The 24,090-nt window shown below is 73.9% G+C and carries 4 protein-coding genes; 3 read left to right on the forward strand and 1 reads right to left on the reverse strand.

All coding sequences use genetic code 11. The features are described 5' to 3' along the window. The 3 genes from ORI94_RS09285 (at window position 1) to ORI94_RS09295 (ending at window position 23,498) form a co-directional block, all read left to right on the forward strand. A complete protein-coding gene (locus ORI94_RS09285) occupies window positions 1-348 on the forward strand; it encodes a hypothetical protein (protein WP_266073908.1) in 348 nt (115 codons plus the stop codon). Beyond that, the gene (locus ORI94_RS09290) at window positions 349-22,830 is read left to right on the forward strand and encodes a lonely Cys domain-containing protein (protein WP_266073909.1); all 22,482 of its coding nucleotides are present in this window, start codon (window positions 349-351) and stop codon (window positions 22,828-22,830) included. 98 nt (window positions 22,831-22,928) lie between these two features. Continuing rightward, window positions 22,929-23,498 (forward strand): type VII secretion system-associated protein, encoded by a 570-nt coding sequence (locus ORI94_RS09295; RefSeq protein ID WP_266073910.1) that lies wholly within the window; start codon window positions 22,929-22,931, stop codon window positions 23,496-23,498. 176 nt (window positions 23,499-23,674) lie between these two features. Here the strand turns inward: ORI94_RS09295 and ORI94_RS09300 are convergent, their stop codons facing one another. Beyond that, complete coding sequence (locus tag ORI94_RS09300; protein WP_266073911.1) at window positions 23,675-24,082, reverse strand: cold-shock protein; 408 nt, start codon at window positions 24,080-24,082, stop codon at window positions 23,675-23,677. Window positions 24,083-24,090 lie beyond the last annotated feature (8 nt).

Below are 24,090 nucleotides of genomic sequence, written 5' to 3' on the forward strand. Positions count from 1 at the left end.
ATGGCCGGCAACTACTCCGCCGACATCCAGGCGATCCTGGCAGGTTCCCAGCACCTCGCCGACGCCGTTCGGTACGGCGACGAGATGCTGCCCCGGTTCGAGACCGGTTGCGCCGTGTACTCGGGCTGGTGGGGCGAGGAGGGCGGCGACGACGAGTTCGCCAACGTGGTCGGTGAACAGGTCCGGCAGGAACAGGAGCAGGTGGCAGCCACGGTCACGGCCATCACCGGCGGGTTCCTGAACCTGGTCGACGCGGTCGCCGCGGAGGCCGAGCATGTGCAGCGGCCGCAGATCCAGGCGCTGGACGACATCGGGGCGCAGGGCTCGGAGAGCGAAAACAGGCGCTGAATGGCGATCATGTTCCCGCCCGGTCTGCGGGAGTTCATCGAGGTCTGGGTGGGCGCGAACGTCGCGACCGGCAACGAGGACCGGGGCTTCGCCAGCCGCTACCCCTACCAGCGGCTGGCGGACGACGTCCGTGATCTCTCCGACGCGATGAAGGGAGCGATCTCCACCGCCGGGAACTCGCTCCCGCCGCGGATCGCCGACGAGTTCGTCGCCGCGATGAAGCTGTTCGTCGACGACAACGGTCAGAACCACCTGCAGAAGTTCTCCGACGAGCTCCGGGACATCGGCTCGCGCCAGGTGGACCGCTCGATGAAGCTCTCCGAGGCCAAGTACCAGATCCTCCTCGAGTTCATCCTGATGAACATCGAGCTGGCGCTGATCGCCGCGTTGTCCGTCTTCACCGGCGGGACCTCGCTCACCGAGATCGCCATCGCGAAGGCGCGCACCGCGCTCACCATTCTGCTGCTCCTCCAGCGGCTGGGACGCGCCGTCCCCACGCCGCTGTCGGTGCTGCTCGAGGCGATCCAGGAAGCGTTCGTCATGTTCGCCGCGCAGCTGATCTCCATGACCGCGCCGGACGACCCGGACCGCCGGCGCAAGGAGTTCGACTGGACGGAGATCGGGCAGTCGGCGGTCGCCGGCGCGTTCGCGGGGCTCTTCGGGGGCCTGTTCTCCCAGTTCAGCGCGCCGATCGTGCGCAACATCTTCAAGAACAACCACACGTGGAAGGAAGTGTTCGACCTTCCGCTCACCTTCGTCAACGAAGGCCAGGCGGAAACCTTCGCGGGGGCCTTCACCAACCTCATATTCCTGGGCACGTTCACGCTCAACCCCGCGACGTTCGTGAGCGCGGGCCTCAGCGGGCTCCTCTTCGAAGCCGCCTCCACCGGCGCCGAGTACGGCGGCAAGTGGATGTACGACAAGTTCTTCCACAAGCCCGACTTCGGCCCCGACGACATCAACCACCTGACGAACGGCGGAGGCGGGGGCGGGGAGAGGAACGGCTATCGCGACCGGTACGGAAATTCCTACGGGGACACGTACGAAACCACCTACGGGGACAGTGGCAACAACGCGTATGGGAAAACCTACCTGGACACCTACGAGGACGGGATCCATGAGCGGACCGGGGGCCCCTACAAGCCCTCGCTGTCCGATGCCGACCCGAACCCGGTCCCGCTGCCCCGCCCCGGGACGGTCTCCACCGTCGGCACCTGGGACGACCCGTACACGCCGCCCCGCTCCGTCACCTACGACGACGACACCTCCTCCCTCGGCGACGTCAGCGATATCAGCGACATCCCGACGGTCTCCTCCCTCACGGACTACGGATCCGACCACGGCGGCCCCTTCGATGGCGCCCCTTACGGGCAGCCCGTGGCGGCCAACGGGAACACCGGCACGCAGCCCGGGCCGGGAGCACCGGGTGCGGGCAAACCGTCGTCCACGAACACCTCCTCGGATGCGTCCACGAACGCCTACGACGACTCCACCGTGGACGACCTCGACACCACGGCCCCGGACTCCGTCATCGGCCGGAACACCCTGCCGACGCCGGCGAACGTGGACACCGACACCGTCTTCTCCACCCTCACCTCCCCTGTGGACACCGGCCCGGGGGCCGACGGGACCGCCGGCACGAACAACGGCCCGGGGAACATCCCGTCCACCGTCGGCTCCTCCGCCCCGGGGCTGCCGTCGACCCAGACGGGCGGCAACACCTCCGTACCGGACGGCACCGAACGCCGGCAGCCGGCGGACGACGACACGACGACACCGTTCGCCGAGGACGTGGACACGGACGACGTCCGTACCCCCCGCGCCACGGGCGACACCGGCGGCACCCGGGACGTCTCCAGGGCGCCCGACACGTCAGGGACCCCCGAGACCCGGTCCGCCCCGGAACGCCAACGGCCGGCGGACGACGACACGAGCACACCGCTCGCCGCCGCCGACGCCGCGGACGACACCGAGAACTCCGCGGACTTCTCCAGGAACCCGGAGACGTCCCGGATCCCCGACACCCGGGTCACGCCCGACCAGCAGGACCGGGCCACCCCGCAGCCGGACCCGCGGACGGGTCCCCTCGCACCCCCGGTCGCCCCGGTTCCCGGCGGTTCGCCGGCCGCCGCGACGCCCACCCCGTCGACCACCGCCTCCCCGGCCCCCGCCCCGCCGAACGCCACCCCGCAGCAACGGCCCCAGATCACCCCGTCCGGTGAGCACGGCACCACCCCCACGGACACCGACGGCGTCACCACCCCCGACGACCCGGCGGCCACCGTCACCCCGGACGGCACCCGTGCCCCCTCGCCCGAGGAGGCCGAGCGGTCCGGCCCGCCCCCCACGGCGCCGGAGACCGGGGCCACGTCCGACGTCCCGCCGCCCTACCGGCCCGTACGGACCGAGTCCGGGGAACTGCCGACCGCCGCCTCCCTGGTGGAACCGGCCCCGGCCGTCGCCCGCGAGGTGCCCCCCGTACCGCCCGTCGTCGCCGACGAGACGCCGCTCAGCTCCCGGGCACCGGCCGAGATCCCGGCCGGGCCCTCCTCCCCGCCGGGCTCGCCCGGCTCCCCGGACTCGATCGACATGATCATGGACTGGGAGGACGACGACGCGTCCATGACCGACTCGCCCGAGCCGTCCCCGGCCGCCGACGACCCCGAGCACCGGCTGCTGACGGGCGTGTTCGGCCCCGGCATCGAGACGAACCGGATCTACCCTGCCCTCCGCGACGCCCTCGCGCACCTCGACCAGCTCCGGCAGGCCGACCCCGCGCTGCGCGACGGACCGTTCGACCTGGACACCCTGACCCGCCGGGTGCTGCTCCTGGACGCCGCCGCCCCGGTGACCGACGCGCAGCGCAGCGAGCTGTTCCGGGTGGCGATGGACCCGGCGGTGGAGTCGGCGGGCAGCCTGGCCGCCCTGGCGGCGTTCCACCTCCAGCTCCAGGGGGTGCTGTCACCCACCCGTACGTTGACCGCCCCGGGCGGGGGCGTCCGGGGCCGCGACTGGACGAACGGCGCGATCCCCGACCTGGATCTCACCCATGTCGGCAAGGTGGTCCGCCAGGCCGGTGGCAGCCTGGTGCGCGGCGACGTGGACACCGCGCCCTGGCACCGCCCCGGTGAGCCGGAACCGTACGTCGTGATGACGGAGGGCGACCACCGGCGGATCGTCGTACGCGGCTTCGACGGCGCCCCGCGCCAGGTACCCATCGACGTGTTCGCCGAACTGCTCGCCCTCGATCCCGCGCTGAGCGGACTCCCCCCGGACGTTCCGGTGGTGCTGCTCGTCCCCGGCGCCGGTGCGCGGGGTCTGGATCTGCCCCGCAGGGCGGCGGACCGTACCGGCAGGGAGGTCTGGTCGGCCAACGGCGCCGTGAAGGTGTCGCCCCAGCAGGACCCGGCCCTGCCGCACGTCGTCTCCCTGCAGTTCGGGGAAGGGCTGCCGCGCGCCCACTGGATCCGCAGTACCCCCGGCCAGGTGCTCGACCCGGCGGAGTACGGGGACGCGCCGGCCTGGGAGCGCGAGATGCGGTCCCACAGCGTCGTCACCGACCGGGGCACCACCATCGGCAGAGGCGTGTTCGAGGAGTCCGAGGCTCCGCGCCGGATCGAGGCGCTGCGGCTCGCGACGGAGTCGACGGAGCTGTGGCACTACAACCCGTTCACCGGGGAGTCCGCCAAGGACGACGCGCCGGTTCCGTTCGCCGGCAAGCCGGTGTACGTCTTCGGCGCACACGCCCGGCCCGGCGCGACCCGGGTACCGACCCTGACGGACCCGCGCCACCACACCCGGCAGCGGGAGACCGGCGGGATGCTCAAGCGGCGCCCGAGCCTGGCGCGGCTCCCCAAGGACCACGCCGTCCTGATGGAGGCGTGCTCCAGCGCGAAGCCGCCCGGCGTGGTCCGCACCCGCAGGGGCATCGACGACACGTTCGTTCCCGACCCGCTGGCGGTCGTCAGCGAGAGTCAGCACGTCGCCAACGAGACCGGGCGCACCACCTACGGCGGCACCCACATGGTCAGCTTCGCGGTGCTGCCGGACCAGACGTTCGTCCACCGCCTCTACACGGACTCGCGGGGCCGGCGCGGCGCATGGGTGGAGCACCGCCCCGAACCCGCCGGCGCCGTCCTCGACGACCGCGCCCGCGCGGCCGGCCTGCACACGGACCCCTCGCAGCCGGTGTCCGACGCGACCCGTGAACGGACGCTGCGACTGGTCCGCGCGCTGCGCCTGACCTTCGGCGCGGCGATCGAGGACGACAGCCGGTACGGGGAACTCCTCGCCGGTATCGGCGCGCTGGAGAGCATGCGCGCTACCGACCCGGTCCTGCGCGACCTCGGCCCGTTCTCCATGGACCTGTTCGAACGCGCGGCCCACGCGAACCAGCAGGGCGACGTGGCGGGCGCCCCTGCCCCCGACGCCTACCGGGACCTGCTCACCCGGGCCGCCGACGCCGTGAGCCGCCAACCGGACGCCACGCTCACCGGCTTCGTCTCCCTGCCCCACGTGACGGCCGCGGCGCAGCGGCTGGGCGGACTGTCCGACCCGGAGCTGGACACCGAGGCCGCCCGCATCCTGCGTCTCGACGACGGCCCGGCGGCCGTCGGACAGCCCGAGCGGGCCCGGCTGTTCTGGGCGAGCGTGAAGGCCCTGGAGTGGGAGAGCCGGACCCCCGACCCGGACGCCCTGACCGGAAGGGTCCTGCATCTGGGCCGGCCGGACCCGGCCCGGCGGCCCGAACTGCTCGGCCTGGTCGCGCAGGCGGCGGCCGTCGGCGTCGACGTGGACGACCTGACCGAACTGGGCGCGTTCCACCTGGAGACGCTGGGTGCCCTCGCACCCCGGACGCAACTGCTCGACCTCAACGGCGTGCCGACCGGACGGCGCTGGTCCCCCTCCGCGCCCGACGCGGCCACGGCTACGACCACGGCCACCGACCGCGTCGTCGTCGCCGCCCCCAAGCAGGGCGGCGGCTACCAGGCCGTGGGGCAGGAACGCCCGCCGTGGAGCACCTCCGACAGGCCACCGGCCTACCTCGTGTGGGCCGGAGGCGACCGGGACCACCTCCTCATGAACCTGCCCGGCGGCTTCCGCGGCAGGGTGCCCTACGACGAGGTCGCCGAGCTGCTGGCACGCGACCCGGTGCTCAACACCCGCCCGCAGGACACGGACGTCGTCCTGGCCGTACCGAAGGCCGCCCCTGCGGCACAGGCCGGGCCGGCGACGCCCACCGGGCCGGCCGGCAGCGGCACCCCGGACACCGATCCCCGGGCCGTCGTCAGCGCCGGGACCGGTCGTGCCGTATGGGCCTCGCAGGGCAGCGTGAGCCTGGCCCCGACCGGTCCGTCACGGCCGTACGTCCCCTCCCTCCTGCTCAGCGCGCCGGGACGTCCCGCGGCAGCCGACTGGTCGGCCGTCCGCCCCGGCGGCACCGGAGTGGACGACATCACGTTCGCGGCCGAGGACGAGACCGAGGCCCCGGACAAGCTGCCCCCGCCCCCGCCCCCGGGGCCGGACCTGACGGTGGCCCTCGCTCCGAGGCCCACCGAGCCGGACCCGACCCCTCCGGACGCCCCACGCCTCGACCGCGCCATGACGCCCCCGCCCCGACGCCGTGCCCCGGCCCGGTTCGAGGACGGCAGGCGGATGCCCGAGTACGTCGACGACCTCCAGGCGCTGCTGCCGTCCGGGCTGACCGCCGCCGAGCTCGAACAGCTCCTCGCCAGTCCCGGCACCTTCGGCCAGAGCACGGTCGTCCTGCGGGGCTTCGAACAGGCGGTGGACGCGATCCACGCCGAACTGCGGCGCAGGCCGGGCGCCCGGCCCGGCGAGGGCGGCGCACAGCTGCTGACCGACATCCGTCAGACGCTCCGGGACAAGCCGAAGACGCTGGCGGACGGAGACGGGCGCCCGTTCCCGTACGCCAACGCGGACGGAAAGGTCCGTGTGCTGTACGTCAGAGCGCGTCACTACGGCAACTGGGCCCCGTTCGACGACGGCATCGGTGACGCCGCGAAGATCGACAGCATGCACCGGGGCGCCGCGACGTTCGGGTTCGCCAAGAACATGCAGGCCAACTCCCAGTACGGCCTCGGCGGGCCGATCGGCCCGGCGGGCGCCGAGGAGTTCGGCGGCTTCGGCCGTCTCGCCCTGCGGTTCGGCTTCATCAACAAGGTCGGCTACACGCTGGCCGACCAGCGCATGAACCAGGTGGAGACCCGGACGCTGGACGCGTCACGGTCGTTCCTGGACGACGTCCACTACGAGATACGCGTCACCGACGCCGCCGGACGGGACGTCACGGGCACCGACACCGACCCGGCCGCACCGGCCCGGTTCGCCTTCGGCATCCGCAACGGGCTCCGGGTGCGCCTGCCCGACAGCGTGACGAAGATGCCGAAGCCGGGCCGCATCCCCCGGTCGATCGACCTGGACCGCAACTCCCCGTACCGCTTCGTGCGGATCGAGGGGTTCGGCCCGGTCGCGGCGATCCGCGACTGGGCGGCCGGACAGATCGGAGCCCTGCCCGGCAGCTCGGCCTACACCGAGTTGGACGTCTTCTTCTCGGGCGACAGCTTCCAACGGCACGGCGGCACGATGGCGCGCGGCCGCATCACCACCCCGCCGCTGTTCGCCGACGACAAGAAGAAGTCACCGCTGGGCGTCTTCGTGGTGGAGGAACTGATCCCCCGGGCGGCGGTGCTCGTCGGAGAGACCGACCAGGCCGAGATGCGGGACATCAACACCTCGACGGTCCGCAGCGAGCGGAGCCGGGCCACGGGCAGAAGCCTGCTGCTGCAAGCCGTCGCCGGACCCGCCTTCAACTTCTTCAACCCCGGCACGGCCCCCTTCGACCTGCGGCTCCAGTTCGGGCCGAGTGCCCAGTACTCGTACGCGAGGACCTGGTCGGCCGGACTCGGCGGGGCAGGCACCCTCAAGTCGGCCGGACAGGTGAAAGGTCCCAAGACCGCCCTCTACCTGGTCGTGAAGTCCGTGCGCGTGCGGCGGGCCGGCGACGACGGACCGCCGACGCGCTTCCTCACCTGGAGCCTGGACCGGATGACCAGCTCCGAGGCACGGCGGCTGGCCGGATGGGACGACGGGACCTCACTCGCCCTGCGGCACGGCGGCGCCCCGCCGTTCGTCCCGGCCTATCTGACCGTGGACCGCCCGCGCACCCTGGGCATGCACCGGGTGAAGGAGCTCACCTTCGACGACGGCCTGCGCACCCGGGTCGCACCGGACACGGCGGACGGCGTCGGCCGCACCCTGCTGGACGCGTTCGCCGACGGCGTGGTGGACGCCATCGCGCATCTGCGCCAGGGGCTGGTGGTACCCCTCGACCAGCTGCTGCCGCCGAACCTGCCGAAGGGCCGGCGCGCCCGCCTGGGCGACCTGCTCACCCGCAGGCCGGACCAGGTGCTCGACGCGGCCCGACGCCTGCCCGTGCCGCCTCGGTGGACCGATCCCGTCACGTACCGGATCGCGCTCCAGAACACCCTGCAGGTCCTCGGTGTGCTGTCCCAGCAGAACATCACCGCGAACCTGGAGGCGCTGACCACGATCGGCCTGCCGGTCAGACTCACGGACCCCGACTCCGTCGGACAGACCTACTACACCCTCCGGGTGCGCGGGACGCTGACCGGGCGACGGTACGAGGGCAAGGACGTCGACGAGGGAATGCGCTTCAGCGCGCAGGGCGTCGACCGGCTCGACGGCCAGGCAAGCGCGAAACGAGGTGTGGACCTGGGCTTCGAAGGCACGTTCTCGGGCCGCGACAACAACGCCGACGACGCGGGGCTCCCCCGGAACACGCTCGGGCTGACCCTGGGCGCGCGCCGGGGATGGCAGTGGGAGGCGGAGACCGCCTTCGGCTCGACGGTCACCAACGAGCCGATGTCGGTGAGCAACCAGCCCACCCACCTGTACCGCTACGACATGTCCCTCACCGCGACCCTGGGCGGCTACTGGCGGCCCCGCGGCCTGATCCGCGGCCTCGGCCTCGGGCTGCCGGGACTGCTGGTCCTGGACGAGCCGGTCAACGTGCTCTTCGGCCGGACGGCGCTGGGCCACCTGAGGGGCGGCGGTCCGATGACCGGTCAGGTGCTCATCGGTGTCCCCGTCCAGCACACCCCCGACGCGGACCCGTACGCGGACGGGGCGCTCAACCCCTATCTGTCCGACGAGCCCGCCCCCGCCCCCATGGCCACCGAGCGGGCTCACGCCCTGGCGAGGGGCGACCTCGTGCTGCCCGCCGGCACCGGCGAAGGGCAGCCCGCCGGACGGCTCGCCGACCGCGGGGCGGAGCAGTTCAGGGAGTTCCAGCAGCACCCGTTCGTGATCGTGAACATGGTGCTGTCACCCACGCTGGTCGCGGAGGTGGACCGGGTCCTGAAGGAGGCGTCGGGCAGCGCCTGGCAACTGGTGAAGGAGGGCGCCCCCACCCGGGAGGCGATCGTCCGCACCTTCACCCCCCAGTACCTCGCGGCGAGTTTCGACCAGAGCTCGGGACCGCTGGGCCTGGTGGGCAGCGGCCTGCTGGGCAAGGGGCCGTACGGCGAGCTGTGGGGGACCTATCGGTACGCGACGACGGTCGGGGGCCTGCACGCCCTCACGCCGTCGATGTCCATGGACACCGAGATGACGCTCGGCGGCACCCGGCAGGCGGCCGGCAAGACCAGCAACAGCACGAGCTTCGTCTTCGGCGGCCAGCTGGTCTACTCCGTCGCCCAGAACCCGGGGCACGGCCTGATGGGCGCGTACGGACTCGTCGCCAACCCCGTCTCGACGTCCCGCGCGCACAGTGTCAGCGTCGTCCGGACGGTCGTCGCGGACATGAACCGCAAGGGCTTCACCCACCAGGTGCTGGTGGCCGGCGACGTGCAGCACTGGTTCGCGCTGGTCTCCAGCCGGCTGGGGACGGGCCGGATCGGGACGGCCGCGGCGGCCAGCGCCCTCGTACCCCGCTCGTTGGCCGGAGCGGCGGGGACGGAGCTGACGAGCCCGGGCGGCCTGCTGGGGCACCTGCCGGAGAAGAGCGCGCACCGGATGGGGCTGCTCGACGACGGCATGGGCGACGTCCCCCGCTACACGCGGCAGCTCTGGTCGCCGCAGCCCTGGCTGCGCGGCGCCGCCTTCGGCACGTACGCGGTGAACGCGCTGGATCCCACCGGCGTGCTGCTCGCGTTCGACAAGCGGATCCGGGAGCTGGGGCTCGACGACGAGAGCCGGGAGAGGGTCCGGCAGCTGGTGACGGCCCGCGCCACGCGGGCCCTGAAGGGGGAGATGACGACCACCGGCCCGTCGACGCCGGTCACCGCCGGAGGCTGGGGCTGGGGCAGTGTGCGGATCGGCAGCCGGCGGGTGCGGGCACGGGTCGAGCTGATCCCCGGGACACCCGTGTTCGACGGGCTCGACCACAGCGCGGAGCTGGAGGAGAACCGGCGGGCCATCGAGACCGCCCAGGAGAACTCGGAGGCCTCCTCCGGGGCGGACGTGGGCCTCCTGACCAGCCAGCTGGTGTACACCGGCAACACACAGGTCGTGGCAGCCGGACCGACGTACACCGAGGGCGGCTCCCATCGGAAGGCGGTCGCGTCGAGTCACGCGGTCACCACCGTCACGATCTACCGGGCGGCGTCCACCGAACCGCATGCGGAGATCGTCACCCCGTACCGGATGCGGATCACCCTGGAAGCCGACGACACCCCCCACACCGGCGCTCCGGCCGGCGAGGGGCTGCCGGAGGGCCGGGCCACGGCCTTCGACCGCTTCCGGGGCCGACTGCGGATCGTCGAGGAGGACGACGCCGGTGAGCTGCGCGAACACGTGCCGCTCAGCCTGATGGAGCCGGTGCCGTCGAAGACGGAGGCGCCCGGGGCGGAGGCATCCGGGGCGGACGGGACCGGGGCCTCCCCGGCCGGCCTCCCCACCGCCGGCCGGCTGCTGCCCGCGCCCGATCCGGCGGCCGACCCCGCCCTGGCCGAACCGCCCCGACCGGTACCTCTTCCCGAGGCGGGAGAAGAAGTGCTGGTCCGGGACGGGGAGGGCGCCGTACGGCCGTTCACCTTCCCCGAGAACGGCATGCACCCCCGCGGGATCGTCGGCATCGAGAACATCCGCGTCGCCAACGACCTCCTCCTCACGAAGGCGTACGACGCGGGCTTCTCCCTCCGTGCCCTCGAGGCCGAGGACGGTCCCGACGCCGACACCCTCACCACGCTCCTGCGCAGGACCAGGGAGACCGGCCTGACCCGGCTGGGCACCGGATCGGCGCAGGCGCTGGAGGACGGCACCAGCTCCACGGCGGTCACGGCGTTCTTCCCACGCACCACCGAACCGGACGGCTACCAGGTGGTGGGGCTGACCGAGAAGTCCCTCGTGGGCACCGACACCGGGCGGCTGACCCTGCGCTCGACACCCGACTTCAGCCGCGCGCTGCTGCTGACGGTCGCCGACGGCAAGAAGCTGGAGGTGCTCAGGCGGTACGGGGAGAACGCCGGCACGTCCTCGGCCGGCGAACACAGCCAGACCGGGGCCCTCGGAGGCGGCTTCCTGTACGACTCGCCCAACAATGCGGGTCTCAACCAGATCGGGCTCTTCGGCCCCGGCCCCAACGACCTCGACGGCGACGGGATGCCGGTCGGAGACGACCACCTGACCTCACGCAACCTCAAGCCCAAGACGGGCCGGTCCTTCCTGTTCGCCGTCCCGGCCACCTGGCTCAGCGTCGGCGACGTGCACCGGAGCATCGTGGACTCGAAGCTCGCGAACAGGGTCCGGGGCGGGACCCTCGGCAGCAGGGCCAGGTCGGGTCCGCAGGCGATGGAGTCCGAGGCGTACGTCGTCACCTGGGTCCGGGAGGACATCGCCCGCGACCTGAAACTCGTCACCGACGCGAACTTCCCCGAACGCGCCGCGAAGGCGTGGGACGCCGTCGGCAGCGCGAGCAAGGCGTGGGTCGACGCCGACAAGGCCTACTGGAAGAAGCGGCGCGCCTCCGCCGGCCTGCGCGCGGACCTCGACGCCGCGCAGGCCGACCTCGACAGAGCCGCCGCGATCGCCCGCGCGGCGGGGCGCCCCGTCGACCTCGCCCGGGCCGACGTCGGCACGGCGGACGCCGCCCTGCGACAGGCCGGGAACGACGCGCGCCGGGACCACGGCACCGCGGACGCGGCCGTGGCCGCCGCGCAGGCCGAAGTCGACGCCCTCACCGAGAACGAGTACGGCGCCGAACCCGAACACGACGGCTGGGCCGACCTCCTGAGAGAAGAACAGGACGCCGCCCGGGCCCGCCTGGCCGAGGAGACGAAGGCCGCCGGGGCCCTGCGGAAGGCCGCCGAGCTGCGGCTCGACACCGCGCGTGCCGAGAAGGCCGCGGCCGAGGAGCGGCTCGAGGCGGCCCTGCTCTCCGCGAGAGCGCCCGGCCGGAGTCTCGAGGACGCCACCGTCCGCCGGGACACGGCACGCGCCGCCTTCGACGCCCGGCGCGACGAGCTGGACACGCTCAGGGAGGCGGCGGAGAAGGCCGCGGCGGAATACCACCGGGTGCGGGCCGGGGCGGACCAGCTCACCCGCTGGCACCGGCTCGCGGCCACCGAGGAGGGCCGCAAGCAGCTGGACGGTCTCGCCGAGCCGCCCGCGGTGACCTACCAGGCCCCGCCCAGGCCGCCCAAGGCGTCCTCCCCGGCCCCGCCCCGCTACACCAGGACCGGTACGGGACCGGACGCCGTCCTGACGTCTCCCGCGAAGGAGACGTACACGCTCCACGACGTGCCGAGGGACGGGGAGGCCTTCTTCCGCGCGCTCGCCCACGGCCTCGAACGCGCCGCCCCGGGACTGCTGTCCGCGCAGGGCATCGACCCCGACGATCCGCGGGCGATGTCCGAGCTGCGCCGGAGGATGGCCTCCTGGCTCACCGACCACGCCGACGAGGACCTGCTGGCCGCCGTCGCCCCGGACACCACCGACGCCTTCAGCGCGGACGAGATCGCCGCGGCGGGCCTGGACCTCGCGGCGGACACCCCCGCCCGCCGTGAGTTCGACGGTCTCGGCGGTCTCCTCCCGCACGCTGTCGACCTGGCGCCCGAGGTACGGGCCGAACTGGCGATCACCCAGCTCCTGCGCCGGGGCGACGCCGCGTCCGAGGCCGGCTGGAACCACTCCGCGGCGGACCTGCTCCCGCTGCTCGCCGCACGGACCTTCGGCGTGCGCGTCACGGTGGTCAGGAGCGACGGCGGCTTCCAGGACTTCACTCCCGGGCACCCGACGGGAGAGGAGAACCTGCGGGGACTCGTCGAGACATCCGAACACACCGGCGCACACGTGGTGCTGAGCCTCGACGACCGCCACTACCAACTGGCACTGCCGACCGGACAGACACCGCCGACGGACACACGGCCCCCGGACACCCAGCCGCCCGTGCCGCCCGTGGACGGCGTGGCGCCGCCTGCGGATCCCGTGACTCCGCCCGTGCCACCTGCGGATACCGCCACTGCGTCCGTGGGCCCCGTGGTGCCGCCCGTGCCCCCCGCGGATACCGCCACTGCGCCCGTGGACCCCGTGGACCCCGTGGACCCCGTGGGCCCTGCGGTGCCGCCTATGGGCCCCGTGGTGCCGCCCGTTCCGCCCCAGGCCCCGGAGGCGGAAGGCGCACGAACAGAAGCCGGGGGAACGGAGGTCCCGCCGTCGGACGTCCAGGGGCAGAAGGACGGCAAGAAGGGCTACGAGCCGACGACGACCGGCAGCCCCGGTACGAGGGGCCGTCGCGTACGGGTGCCCGCCACGGGCGAGTGCCTCCTCTACTCCTTCGTGGCCGGCGACCCCGTGCACATCCGGAGCCGTCTGCACGGCCTCGCCTCCACCGACCGCGCCGCGTACGACTGGCTCGGGCAGCCCGACGCGGTACGCGGTGAACTGCGCCACCAGGCCACGCTCCACTCCACGACCGGCATGGCCCCGACCGGCCCTTCACAGGCCGTGCTCCGGGCCATGCGGTCCTCCGTGGAGGACCACGTGATCCGCAGCGGGGGACGGCTGCACCCGCAGATCGTCGGACAGTTCCGGCAGACGGTCGCCGACACGTTCGCGGCACGCGTCCAGGGCATGAGCCGGGCCGAGATGCTCGCCCGGCTCGCCCACCACGGCGTCCGGCACGTCCCCGTACCGGAGGCCCTCGACCCCGCCGAACTGCTGAGGCGGTACGTCGACGCGCGCATGGCGGCGCAGCCCGCCGGCCCGGGTGTCTCCCCGCAGGACGCCCGGACGGTCGAGGAGGCGGACGCCGGGAACCTCAGTCCGCGCCAGATGTTCGGCCATCTCGAGGAACACGGTCTGCTGCCGACGCCCGACGACCTGGACGACGACGCACTGCGCCGCCTGCTCCCCACCGTCTACACGCAGAGCGCCGCGCCGCTGGACGACCAGGAACTGCCCGCGCTCCTGGACGCCGTCGTCAACTGGGAGCAGCGCTGGGGGACGCCGGAGGGAGAGATCTTCCTGCCCCTCCTGGCGCACGCGTTCGACCTGCGGGTCGACGTGGTGCGGTCGTTCCCGTCCGGTGTCCGGCAGGTCAGCGGCGCGGGACCCGACAACGCCCTGCGGCAGACGGAGGTCTACTACAACGGCACCGACCACTACGAGGGCAGCGACGCCGCCCCCCGCGACAGGTTCGGCGACCCGGTCCTCCCGAAGCGGGTCAAGGACGAGGAACGCGACCAGGACGGCGACGTACGGCTGAACCCCCTGTGGGTGCCGTTGGACGAGGTGGATCCGCACCTGCTGATCACCGGGAACCGGGACGCGGTGTGGCTGTACACGGTCACCGATGACGGGCGGGTGGTCCTGGGCACGGAGAGTCTGAGCGGGATCGTCACCCAGGAGCAGTTCGACGCACTGCTGGCGGGCATGCGGGAGCGGGACCCCGAACTGACGGCCCAGGCGCTGCGCGAGGCGCTGGACGGGCTCGGCCACACCGGCATCGCCGCCGGTTTCGTCACCGACGGCGAGAAGAAGGCCGGACGGACGCTGCCGGGGCGCAGCCGGGTGTCCGGCGAGTTCCGCTGGAACGCGAAGCTGGGCTCCTGGGTGGTGAACGACAAGTCGGGCCGCTACATGAGCGACTCGGTCCGGCCGGGCCTGGACGCCGGGGAAGCCGCCGACTGGCTGACCAACGTGGCGGCCCTGTTCAGCGACCGGCTGGGCGTCGTCGTCCGGACCGACCAGGTGAAGACCGCCGCACCCGCCCCGGCCCCGCCGCAGCCCCCGTCCTCCCAGCGGCCCGCGCCCGCGCCTCCGCCGTCGGCCCCCACCACCGCCCCGGCCGACCGCGGCGCCCCGGGACCCCTGAAGGGGGCCGGGGCGTACGAGCCGGGCACGCCGTCCGGTGACGGCACCGGCGAGCTGGACGTCGCGCGCCGGGTCGGTGCCGTGCTGCACGGCCTCGGCCACCCGGTGGTGCTGGCCGGAGCCGCCCGCGGCCGGGTGCAGTTCGGCCAGCCCCGGCCGCTGGGTGCCGTGGAGTTCCAGCTGCCCGCGGCCGCCCTGCCCGCCGTCGCCGGGATACGCGGGGCGCTGGAGCGGGAGATGCCCGGAGCGTCGGTGCGGGTCCGGCCCGTCACGGGCGGCGGCCGTGTTCTCGACCTGTCGGTGAACGGCGTCGACATCACGGTCACGGCGGTGGACCGGCCGGCCTCCGGCACGGTCACGGTCGACGGTTTCACCGTGCCGGCCCCCGCCGCCTCCCTGGCCGACGCCGCCCTCGTCCTGGCCACCGGGACCGACCCGGAGCTGCGCGGACGCGACCTCCTCGACCTGCTGTGGGCGCTTCACCGCACCCCCGCCGACAACCCCCGTACGGTCACGCCGGTGCTCGCGCGCGAGGACTCCTACCGCCTCGCGCGGCCCGTCGGCGCCGCCCCCTCCCTCGCCGTACGGCTCAGCGAACTGCTCGACTCCGCCGCCCTGGACCCCGATGCCCTCGCCCGCCACGAACAGACGTGGCGCTCCCTCGGCGTCACCGACGCCGACCTGCCCGCGCTGCGCGCCGACCTGACCGCGCTCGCCGACGGGCTGCGGGTCCGTCCGGAGGTGACCGGGGACCCGGTCCGGGCGCTCGCCGCGCGGCTGCCCGGCCTGCCCACCGCCGACCGTGACGCGACGCTGGCGTCGCTGCCGCCCGCGGACCGCGAGCGGTTGGCCGGTGATCCCGTGCTCGTGGACGCCTTGCGTGCCGGGCTCGCCCCGGCCGAGTTCGCCTCGGTCGCGGCGCGCCTCATGACCCAGGTGCCCGACGGGGTCGAGCAGCCCGTCTCCGCCGGGGACCGGGCCCGTGCCCAGGTCGCCCGACTGCTGCGGGACCCCGATGTCGCGGCGCGGCTGCTCAAGGGCGGTTCGCGGGTCGTGGTGGTGCCCAGGGGCGAGGCCATGACCTCCCTGGACGCCTTCCGTTTCCTGCGGGGCGCCGTCACCGGCGACGGCCGCCCCTGGGACGACGTCCGCGGTGCCGGCACGCGCACCGCGGCCGTCACCGAGGAGAACCTGCTCGGCGAGCGCACCCCCGTCAGCACCGGCATGTCCGCCTATCCCGACGGCTACTCGACCACCCTGCACGAATTCGCCCACACCCTTCACCTGCACGGTCTGGACGCCGTCGACCGGCAGCGCATCACCAACACCTTCCGCACCACCACACGGGCCGGCGAGGCGGGCAACTGGCCCGACGGCCCCCTCCACGGCTACGACGCCGACGGCCGCCGCAGCGCCCCCAACTACAGCAGCCGCAACGAGCTCGAGTTCTTCGCCCAGCTCACCAACGTCTACCTCATGGCCAACGGCGGCAGCGACCCCTACACCGGGCTGCCCCGCAACAACGCCGGCCCGGAGTGGGTGCGCACCCGCCAGCCCGCCCTGTACCCCCTGCTGCGCCGGTTGTACGGAGAGGGCCCCCGGACGGCGTCCCGCCACCCGCGCAGCGTCGAACCGGCCCGTCCCCGCGGGTCGCGTCCCGCGGACGTCAACCCCGTCGAGGCCACCGACGTGGAGAACGAGGCGCTGGCCCGTGCCCGTGCGCTGTGGGACGTCGCCGGGGGCGACCCGGGTGACGGCAGTGACTCCTACGTGGCCGTCCGCGCCCTGTGGGACGGCACCACCGGCGCGCACGCGCCGCAGCCGCACACTCCCGCCCCGTTGCCGTTGCCGTTGCCCACTCCGGTGCCGGAGGCACGGCCTGCCGCCGCGCCGCCACCCACCGACAGCGCGGTCCAGCAGCGTCTCCGGGAACTGTGGGCGCTCGTCGACGCCACCTTCGGCTCCCAGCCGCTCCCACCGGAGCTGCGCAACGGGCTGTTCAACTCGCTGCGCGTGATCGAGGCGGTGCGCGCCGGGCACCCCCGCTTCGGCGCCGACCTGGACCTCGACGGCATCACCCGGATGCTGTTGCACCTGGCGCCGGACGAACCGGTGGACGCGGCCCGGCACTACGACGCCCTCACCCTCGTGAGCAGTGCCCACCGCCGGGGCCGGAGCGGCAGCCTGGACGCCGTCGCCGCTTACGGGCTGACCCGGCAGGGTCACCCGGAGCAGTCCGTGCTCAGCGGGGACGACGGCGCGCCGCACGGCCGGAACTGGACCGGACGTCCCGGTATCCGCCTGCACCTGGACGTGGTCGCCGATCCCCGGGGCGTCCACCCCGCGCCCTGGGGGCCCGCCGCCCACGCGGTGGTGGCCGAGAGGAACGCCGAGGGAGCGGTGCTGGCGGACGGACGACCGGTGTCGGACGAGGAGTTCGCCGAACTGGTGCTGCACGACCCCGAGCGGCAGCCGGACGTGCCCGTGGTGCTCCTGACCGGGGAGGAGGACGGCCGCAACGAGGCCCTCGCACGGGTGATCGCCGACCGCGCCGGCACCCGCGTCTGGTTCACCTACGGCGACCTGCGACTCGAAAGGGCTCCGGACGGCCGCCGGGTGCCGGTCCTGGCCGCGCCGGCCTCCGGGAGCGACCCGGCCGGCACCTGGGTCCCCGCCGACCCGGGACTGGTCCCGGACGACCCGGCGGCCACCGTCAGGGCCGCGAACGGCACCGTCTTCCCCGGCGCCGACGTCCACTCGTACCCGCTGGTCACGGTCGACGGGCAGAGGCTGACCGGGCGGGCGTTCCTCAACGCGCACGACATGGCGATGCGGGAGGAGGCCCTGCGGGTGGTGTCCGCCATCCAGCACTACACCAACGCCGTGGAAGGGCTGCCCGGTGTGTATGCCGGGCGGCAGAGCGGCGCGCTGCCCCTGCCGCGGGGCCTGGCCGACTCCTACGTCGTCGTCGGCCACGGCGACAGCGGACGCACCACCGTGCCCCGCCGCAGCACCCGCGCCAACCAGGCGGTCCACCCCCGGCAACTGGGCCGGATGCTGGCGCGGCGCAGGAGCATGCGGGAGCTGTCTCCCGAGACGCCGGTGTGGTTGCTGATCTGCGAGCTGTCCATGACGCGCGCCGACCAGGACCTGCTCGCCCATCCCTCCTCCGCCCAGTACGTCGCCAACGAGACCCGCCGCACCGTCTTCACCGTGGACCGGCAGATCTCGCCGAGCGAGGCCGAGGGCAGCCTGCCACCGCGCCTGATCGTGTACGACGACCCCGACGACCCCGTGGGCCACATCGAGGAGTTCCTTCCCGAGCCCGGGACCGTCGCCCTCGACGCGCTCGCCGATCTGGGCGGACTGCCCGACCGGCTGACGGGGCGCACCGACCGCGCCCTCCACTGGGTGCGGGCCCTGCGCCGGACCCACGGTGTGCGCATCGACTCCGACCCGGCCCGCGAGGCGGAGTTCCACGAGCTGATCGAGGGCTTCGGCGCCCTCGAACGGCTGCGGTTCCAGGCGGCCGGCAACGCCGACCCGGGCCTGCTCACCTGGGGCGGGCTCCAGCACATCGCCGGCCAGTACGCCGCCCGGCAGGGCTGGAACCGGTCGTTGACCGCCGGTTCCCTGGCCCACCTGCTGCGTGCGGCACACGCCGGCCGGCTGCTGCCCTCCGACGCCGCAGGACCCACCGCCCCCGCCGCGCCGCCGGCCTCCACCGACACCCCGGCCCCGACGGACACGGTGTCGCGGCCGACCGGTCGGGGGGCGTTGTGGGGCACCGACGGGGGCGGGGCCGTCTCCGACGGCGCGCGGTCCGCCCCGGACGACGCCGTCGGCCCCGCTGACGCCGAGCCCGACCCGGAGGACGCCGGACCCGCCGAGCCCGCTCCGGACGACGCCGTCGGCCCCGCTGACGCCGAGCCCGACCCGGAGGACGCCGGACCCGCCGAGCCCGCTCCGGACGACGCCGTCGGCCCCGCTGACGCCGGACCCGCCGAGCCCGCCCCGGAGCTTCCCCCGGCCCGGTCCCGGGTCGCCTTCGAGCATCGCCACCGGGACATCACCGATCCGGTCCAGCGCCGGCAACTCGCCGAACTGGCCGAGGAGATCGTGGTGTCCGGCCTGCGGGACCTCGGGGCCGGTCTCCGGATCCCCAGGACCACGGTCACCGGTTACAGCAACGGCCCCCGCTTCGCGCTGTCCGGCGGTGCCGTCGAGCACGCCGAGACGGTCGGCCGGCAGCGGGCGGACGCCGTGCGGGACCTCCTCCTCGACGAGATCCGGCGCCAACTGGAGCTCAACGAGCAGGCCGTGCGCAACGTCCTGCAGGTGCGGGGCGGCACGGTCCGGGCCGAGGACTTCCCGATCACCACGGAGAGCGGTGGCCGGGACATCGGCGCCGTCGGCCCGATCGACGGCGTCACCGGGCGGGCGGCACGACGCCAGGCAGTCATCACGGTCGACCGGTCCCCCCTGTCTGCGGCAGCCGCCCGGCTCGGAGAGCTGAGTCCGGAGATTTTCGACCCCGAGGACTACTTCGCCGACCCGGACAGGCTCGCCGGGGACATCCTGCACCTGGACGACAACCCCGGGGACGACCCCGACACGGACAGCGACTCCGACAGCTCCATCGATCCGGACGAGGCCGAGTCGGACGACGGGTCCGCGGACTCCGCCGCTCCGGCAGCGGTGCGTTTCGACGCCGACGACCTGTCGAACCGCGTGCGCAGGCTGTACGAGCTGGTGGACGAGGCGACGGCGGCCGGCCGGGCGACCAGCCGGGCGTCGCTGACCGCGTACCACCTGGGCAAGCAGGGCATGCTGTCCGACGCCACCCGCCTGACCGCACCGGACGGCACCCCGCTGGGCCGGAACTGGACGGGCCGGCCCGCCCGGGACGTGGACGTCTCCTCGTACGACGTGGTGGACGGAGGAAGCCGGGACTCCCAGCCCTCGCCGTGGGCACGCCGGCCCGGTGCTCCCCTCCCGTACGTGATCGGGACGAAGGACGGTGACCACACGAAGGTCGGGCTGTCCCTGCCGGACGGCAGCAAGCGGTGGAAGCTGTCGTCGGAGGAGTTCGCCGAGCTGCTGGCGCTGGACGAGGAACTGGCGAGCCGCGAGGACGCCGCCGAGGTGGTGCTCGTCTCGCAGAACGCCGGCGCCATGGGGCTGGATCTGCCGCGCCGGGCCGCGGCCCGGGCGCGCAGGACACTGTGGTCGCACAGCGGCGAGGTCGGTCTGAAACCGCACCCCGGCACCGGCCGCCACCGCATCGAGGTCCTCGACGACCGGGCCTTCGAAAGCGGGCCGCTGGGCGAGTGGATCGGCAGCGGGCCCGAGGACCTGGGCCCGGACGAGGGACGGCCGGAGCCCGGGGAGGGCGTCCTGCACACGACCGGGGGGAGGACCCTCGAGGACGGGAAGGTCATGTCCTTCACCCTCACCGACGAGGGCCGGCCCGTCGGCCGTGCGGTGCTCAACGGCACCGACCTGCTCCAGTTCGAGCCGATGCTGCAGACAATGATCCGGTCGACGGAGTGGTCCGTCTACGACCCGCTCACCAGTGAGCCGGTCGGAGACCCCCGGCCGGTTCCCTGGAAGGGCCAAAAGCCCTACTTCTTCCTGGCCCACGGCCTGCCGGGCCAGACCCTCATGGTCAATGAATTCCAGAGCAACGTTCCGGTCCGGGGTTCCGAAACCGGTGGCTTCCTCCGGCGGCGCCGAAGCGTGGCACGACTGGACCGGAACAGCCCCATCGTCTTCCTGTCCTGCTGGGGGAGCGGGCCGGAGGGACACACCGCCGCAGCCCTGAAGCGGAGTCGCCCGTTCGTCCCCGACCCGCTCTCCGTCTCGTCGGCGGCCCAGGGCGTCTCCAACGTGACGCGGCGCGACGTCTACGCCCCCGAGAGGGAGCACTGGAGTCGCCACGCGAACGGGAAGCTGTACCACCACGGGATCCCCACCACGCCGGCGAACGACCCGGTGGACATGGTGAAGCTGCGACCCGAACCGACCCCGGACGAACTCGACGCCCTGGCCGCCCTGGCCGGTCTGGCCGGTCTGGGGACGTCCCCCGACTTCACTCTGGCCGTGGCCCGGGACACGGCACTGCGACTGGTCCGCGCCCTGCGGGCGACGTTCGGCGCCGATGTGGAGCACGACAGGGACGACCCGGCCGGCACGTACCGTCAGCTGCTGCGCGGCGTCGGCGCCCTGGAGGTCATGCGCCGCGGGGACGGGAACCTGCGGGGACACGGGGAACTGACGCTCGATCTGCTCGACCGGGTCACCCGCGCGCACCACGGCCTGACGACCGCCCCCGGTACCCGGCCCACGCCGCCGGACCCCGCCGACGTACGGACGATGCTGGAGGCCGCGTCGGTACGGCTGTCCACCGATCCCCGGTCCGCGCTGTCCGACTTCGTCTCCCTGCCCTCCGTCGACCGCGCCCGCGAACTGATCGGACGGCACGATCCGGAGCAGTGGGCCCGTCTGGTGCTGGGTCTGCACACGTCGGCGCAGGTCACCGAGGCCCACCGGCAGAACGCGCTGTGGGCCACGGTCAAGGCGGTGGAGAGTGTGGAGAACCATCCCGACCCCGACGCCCTGACGACGAAGGCGCTCCATCTGGGCGGCACCGGAGAGGACCCGCGGGACGAGACCCTGCGGGCGGACCTGCTCCGGATGGCGGCCACGGCGGCGGCCCTCGGCCGCGACACCTACGATCCCACGGCACTCGCCGCGTACGACCTCGAACGCAACGGCGCGCTGGACGACCGCACCCTCATCACCTCCGTGAACGGTACGAAGGCCGGACGCAGTTGGACGGGGAAGCCCGTCCCGGGCCGCCTGTGGGCGGACCGCTACGTGATCTCACCCGGTGGCGGACTGGGCAACAGCCAGGGGGCCTTGGCGCCCTGGCACAGGCAGGGCGCCGGAAAGAGCGCCCATCCCGGTGGGTACGTGCTGGACATGAGCGGCACCACCCCGGGACAGGTGGACATGCCCTGGCCGGACCACAGCACCCGCTCGGTGCCCTACGAGGAGATCGCCGCACTGCTCTCCCACGATCCCGTCCTGGCGCAGCTGGACCGGGACGTCGTGATCGTCCCCGTCGGGGTGGGTTCAGGGGCTCCCGGGCTGGCCGAGGCGGTCGCCGCCCGGACGGGTGCCGCCCGGAGCGTGTGGCTGCCGACGCGGCCCCTGCGGCTCTTCGACCGGCAGCCGGCGGTGAACGAGAGCCTTCTCGTGATGACCTCGCCCCGGGACGACGCGGAGCACTGGTCGCAGACACGTCCGCCCGAACTGCCCGCACGGTCCGCCGGATCCGCTTCCGCCGCCGTCATCCCGCTCGCCGGAGCCGCCCCCGACGCCCTCACGGCAGACGGCGACACCCCGCCACGGCTCGACCGCGACGGAGACACGAAGGCGGAGAGGGCCGCGCCCCCACCCGATGAGATCGGCCCCGGTGCCGACGCCGGCATCGGCACCGACCCCGACGTGGGGTACGTGCCCGTCGTCCCTCGCGACACCGCCCAGCGCCAGTGGGTCGCCAGGCAGCTGACGGCCAAGGACCTGCCCGGCGATCCGCCGCGGTTCGAGGGCGCCGACACCGTCAGCCCGGCCGACCTGAGGGCCGCGGGCGTCGAGATGACCCCCGGGATGGACGTCGAGGCGCAACTCGGTGGAGGCCTGCGCGGCAGTGGACTGGCACCGCTCGACCAGGTACGGCTGCTGATGCTGCGGCCCGGCCCGTGGCCGGACGCGCTCGACGTCGTCGCGGCCACGGCGTCGCGGCGGATCTGGCGGTCGGCGTTCACGGACTTCGCGACCGCGTTGTCCGCCGAGGACCCGGAGACGAGCGCCGCCCGGGCGTGGGACACGGCCGTCGGGCTGGTACTGCCGCGCGAGGCGCACTCCGTGCTGGCGGATTCCCGGTACGCCGGGGAGGAGTTCCGCGACGCGGTGCGGCAGGTCGCCGACCTCCTGGCGGCGGGGAGGGCGGACCTTCGGGCGGCGACGCACCTCGCCGCCCGGCTCCGGCACGCTCTGGGACTGCCACCCCTCGGGTCAGGTGGTCCGAGTGCCGGGTGGGCTGAGCAGGCGGACGAGTGACGAGTGACGAGTGGAACGGCGGATGGCAGCCATGTGTGTCGGGAGAGCGCGTGCGGGTGAATGAGGCGAGTGAGCGGAGTGAGCGGAGCACGGCAGCGATGCCCACGCCTCCCGAGGACATCGTCGAGGCCGCACGGCTCGCGCCGGAGCACTGGATCAGCATGATCGACCCCGGCTGGCCGGGCGAGGGAGTGCCGCCCGACTGGGCCGTGATCGGCCGTTGGCGCACGGGGGCCACCGGCGAGATCGAGGAGTGGGAGGACAACGAGGCCCACCGCCCCTCCCCGGAATCGCTCGGCTGGCCCGAGGCCACCGACGGCGTCGACGAGGCCCTCCAGCTCGCCGTCACCGGTTACGGACCGGCCGAGGACGTACTGCGCGCCCTGGCCACTGCCGAGGTGGCGGTGCTGACCCTGCCGGACGGAACACCGGTGACCGCCGCCGTGGAGGGCGGCAGGCTCGTGGTCCCGGTCTTCACCGCCGCGCCCCACCTCGACGCCGTGGGCGGCTTCGCCTTCGAACACGTCGCCGCTTCCGACCTCCTGGACCGCCTGCCCCACGGCCACGCGCTGTACGTCAACCCGGCCGGCCCCGCGGGCACCGTGCTGGAGCCCGGCCCGCTCGCGGAGACGATCGCGAGCAGGAGACGGACGGACGTCGCCGGCTGACCGGACAGGGCCGCAGGGGCCGGAGCCCGGTCCGGCCCCTGCGGGCCGGGCCCGACGCCGACGCCCGCAGGGCCCGACGCACTCCCGTCCCGTGTCCGTCGGGCGCACCCGCTTCCTGCACGACGGCCTCCCGGACCCCGCCCGGCCGCACCGGGGCCCGGTCTACCGTGCCCGTCTCACCCGTCGCACCAGCCGTGGGTCTTGCCGAACTGCAGCAGCCCGCGGCGCGCCTGGAGGATCTGCTCGCCGGTCAGCGTGGGCGCGGCGGACAGCAGGACCTCCGTGACCTCCTGGAGGTACTCCTCGGCGGTGAGCACGTCGCACAGCGAGTCGTCGCCGTCCGGATGCCGGCCCACCCCGGCGGAGGACACCGGACCGGACCCCTGGGCCAGCCGCACGCCCGAGGCCTTCAGCCCCCGGTCGCCCTCCTCGATCTCGAACTCCACGGTGACCCCGGGACGCAGCTGATGCTCCGGAATCCGCACGTCGTTGACGTGGAGGAAGACGTCCTCCCCGCCGTGCTCCGGAGCGATGAACCCGTAACCCCGTACGGCGTCGAACCGCACCACACGACCGGCAACCATGTGTACCA

Origin of the sequence: Streptomyces sp. NEAU-W12 (genome assembly GCF_026242095.1) — a bacterium.
GTDB lineage: Bacteria > Actinomycetota > Actinomycetes > Streptomycetales > Streptomycetaceae > Streptomyces.

What these genes read in the sequence shown, in the direction of transcription:
- ORI94_RS09285 (WP_266073908.1), top strand. Translation starts at nt 1, where the DNA reads ATGGCCGGCAACTACTCCGCCGACATCCAGGCGATCCTGGCAGGTTCC.
- ORI94_RS09290 (WP_266073909.1), top strand. Translation starts at nt 349, where the DNA reads ATGGCGATCATGTTCCCGCCCGGTCTGCGGGAGTTCATCGAGGTCTGG.
- ORI94_RS09300 (WP_266073911.1), bottom strand. Translation starts at nt 24,082, where the DNA reads ATGGTTGCCGGTCGTGTGGTGCGGTTCGACGCCGTACGGGGTTACGGG.
- ORI94_RS09295 (WP_266073910.1), top strand. Translation starts at nt 22,929, where the DNA reads ATGCCCACGCCTCCCGAGGACATCGTCGAGGCCGCACGGCTCGCGCCG.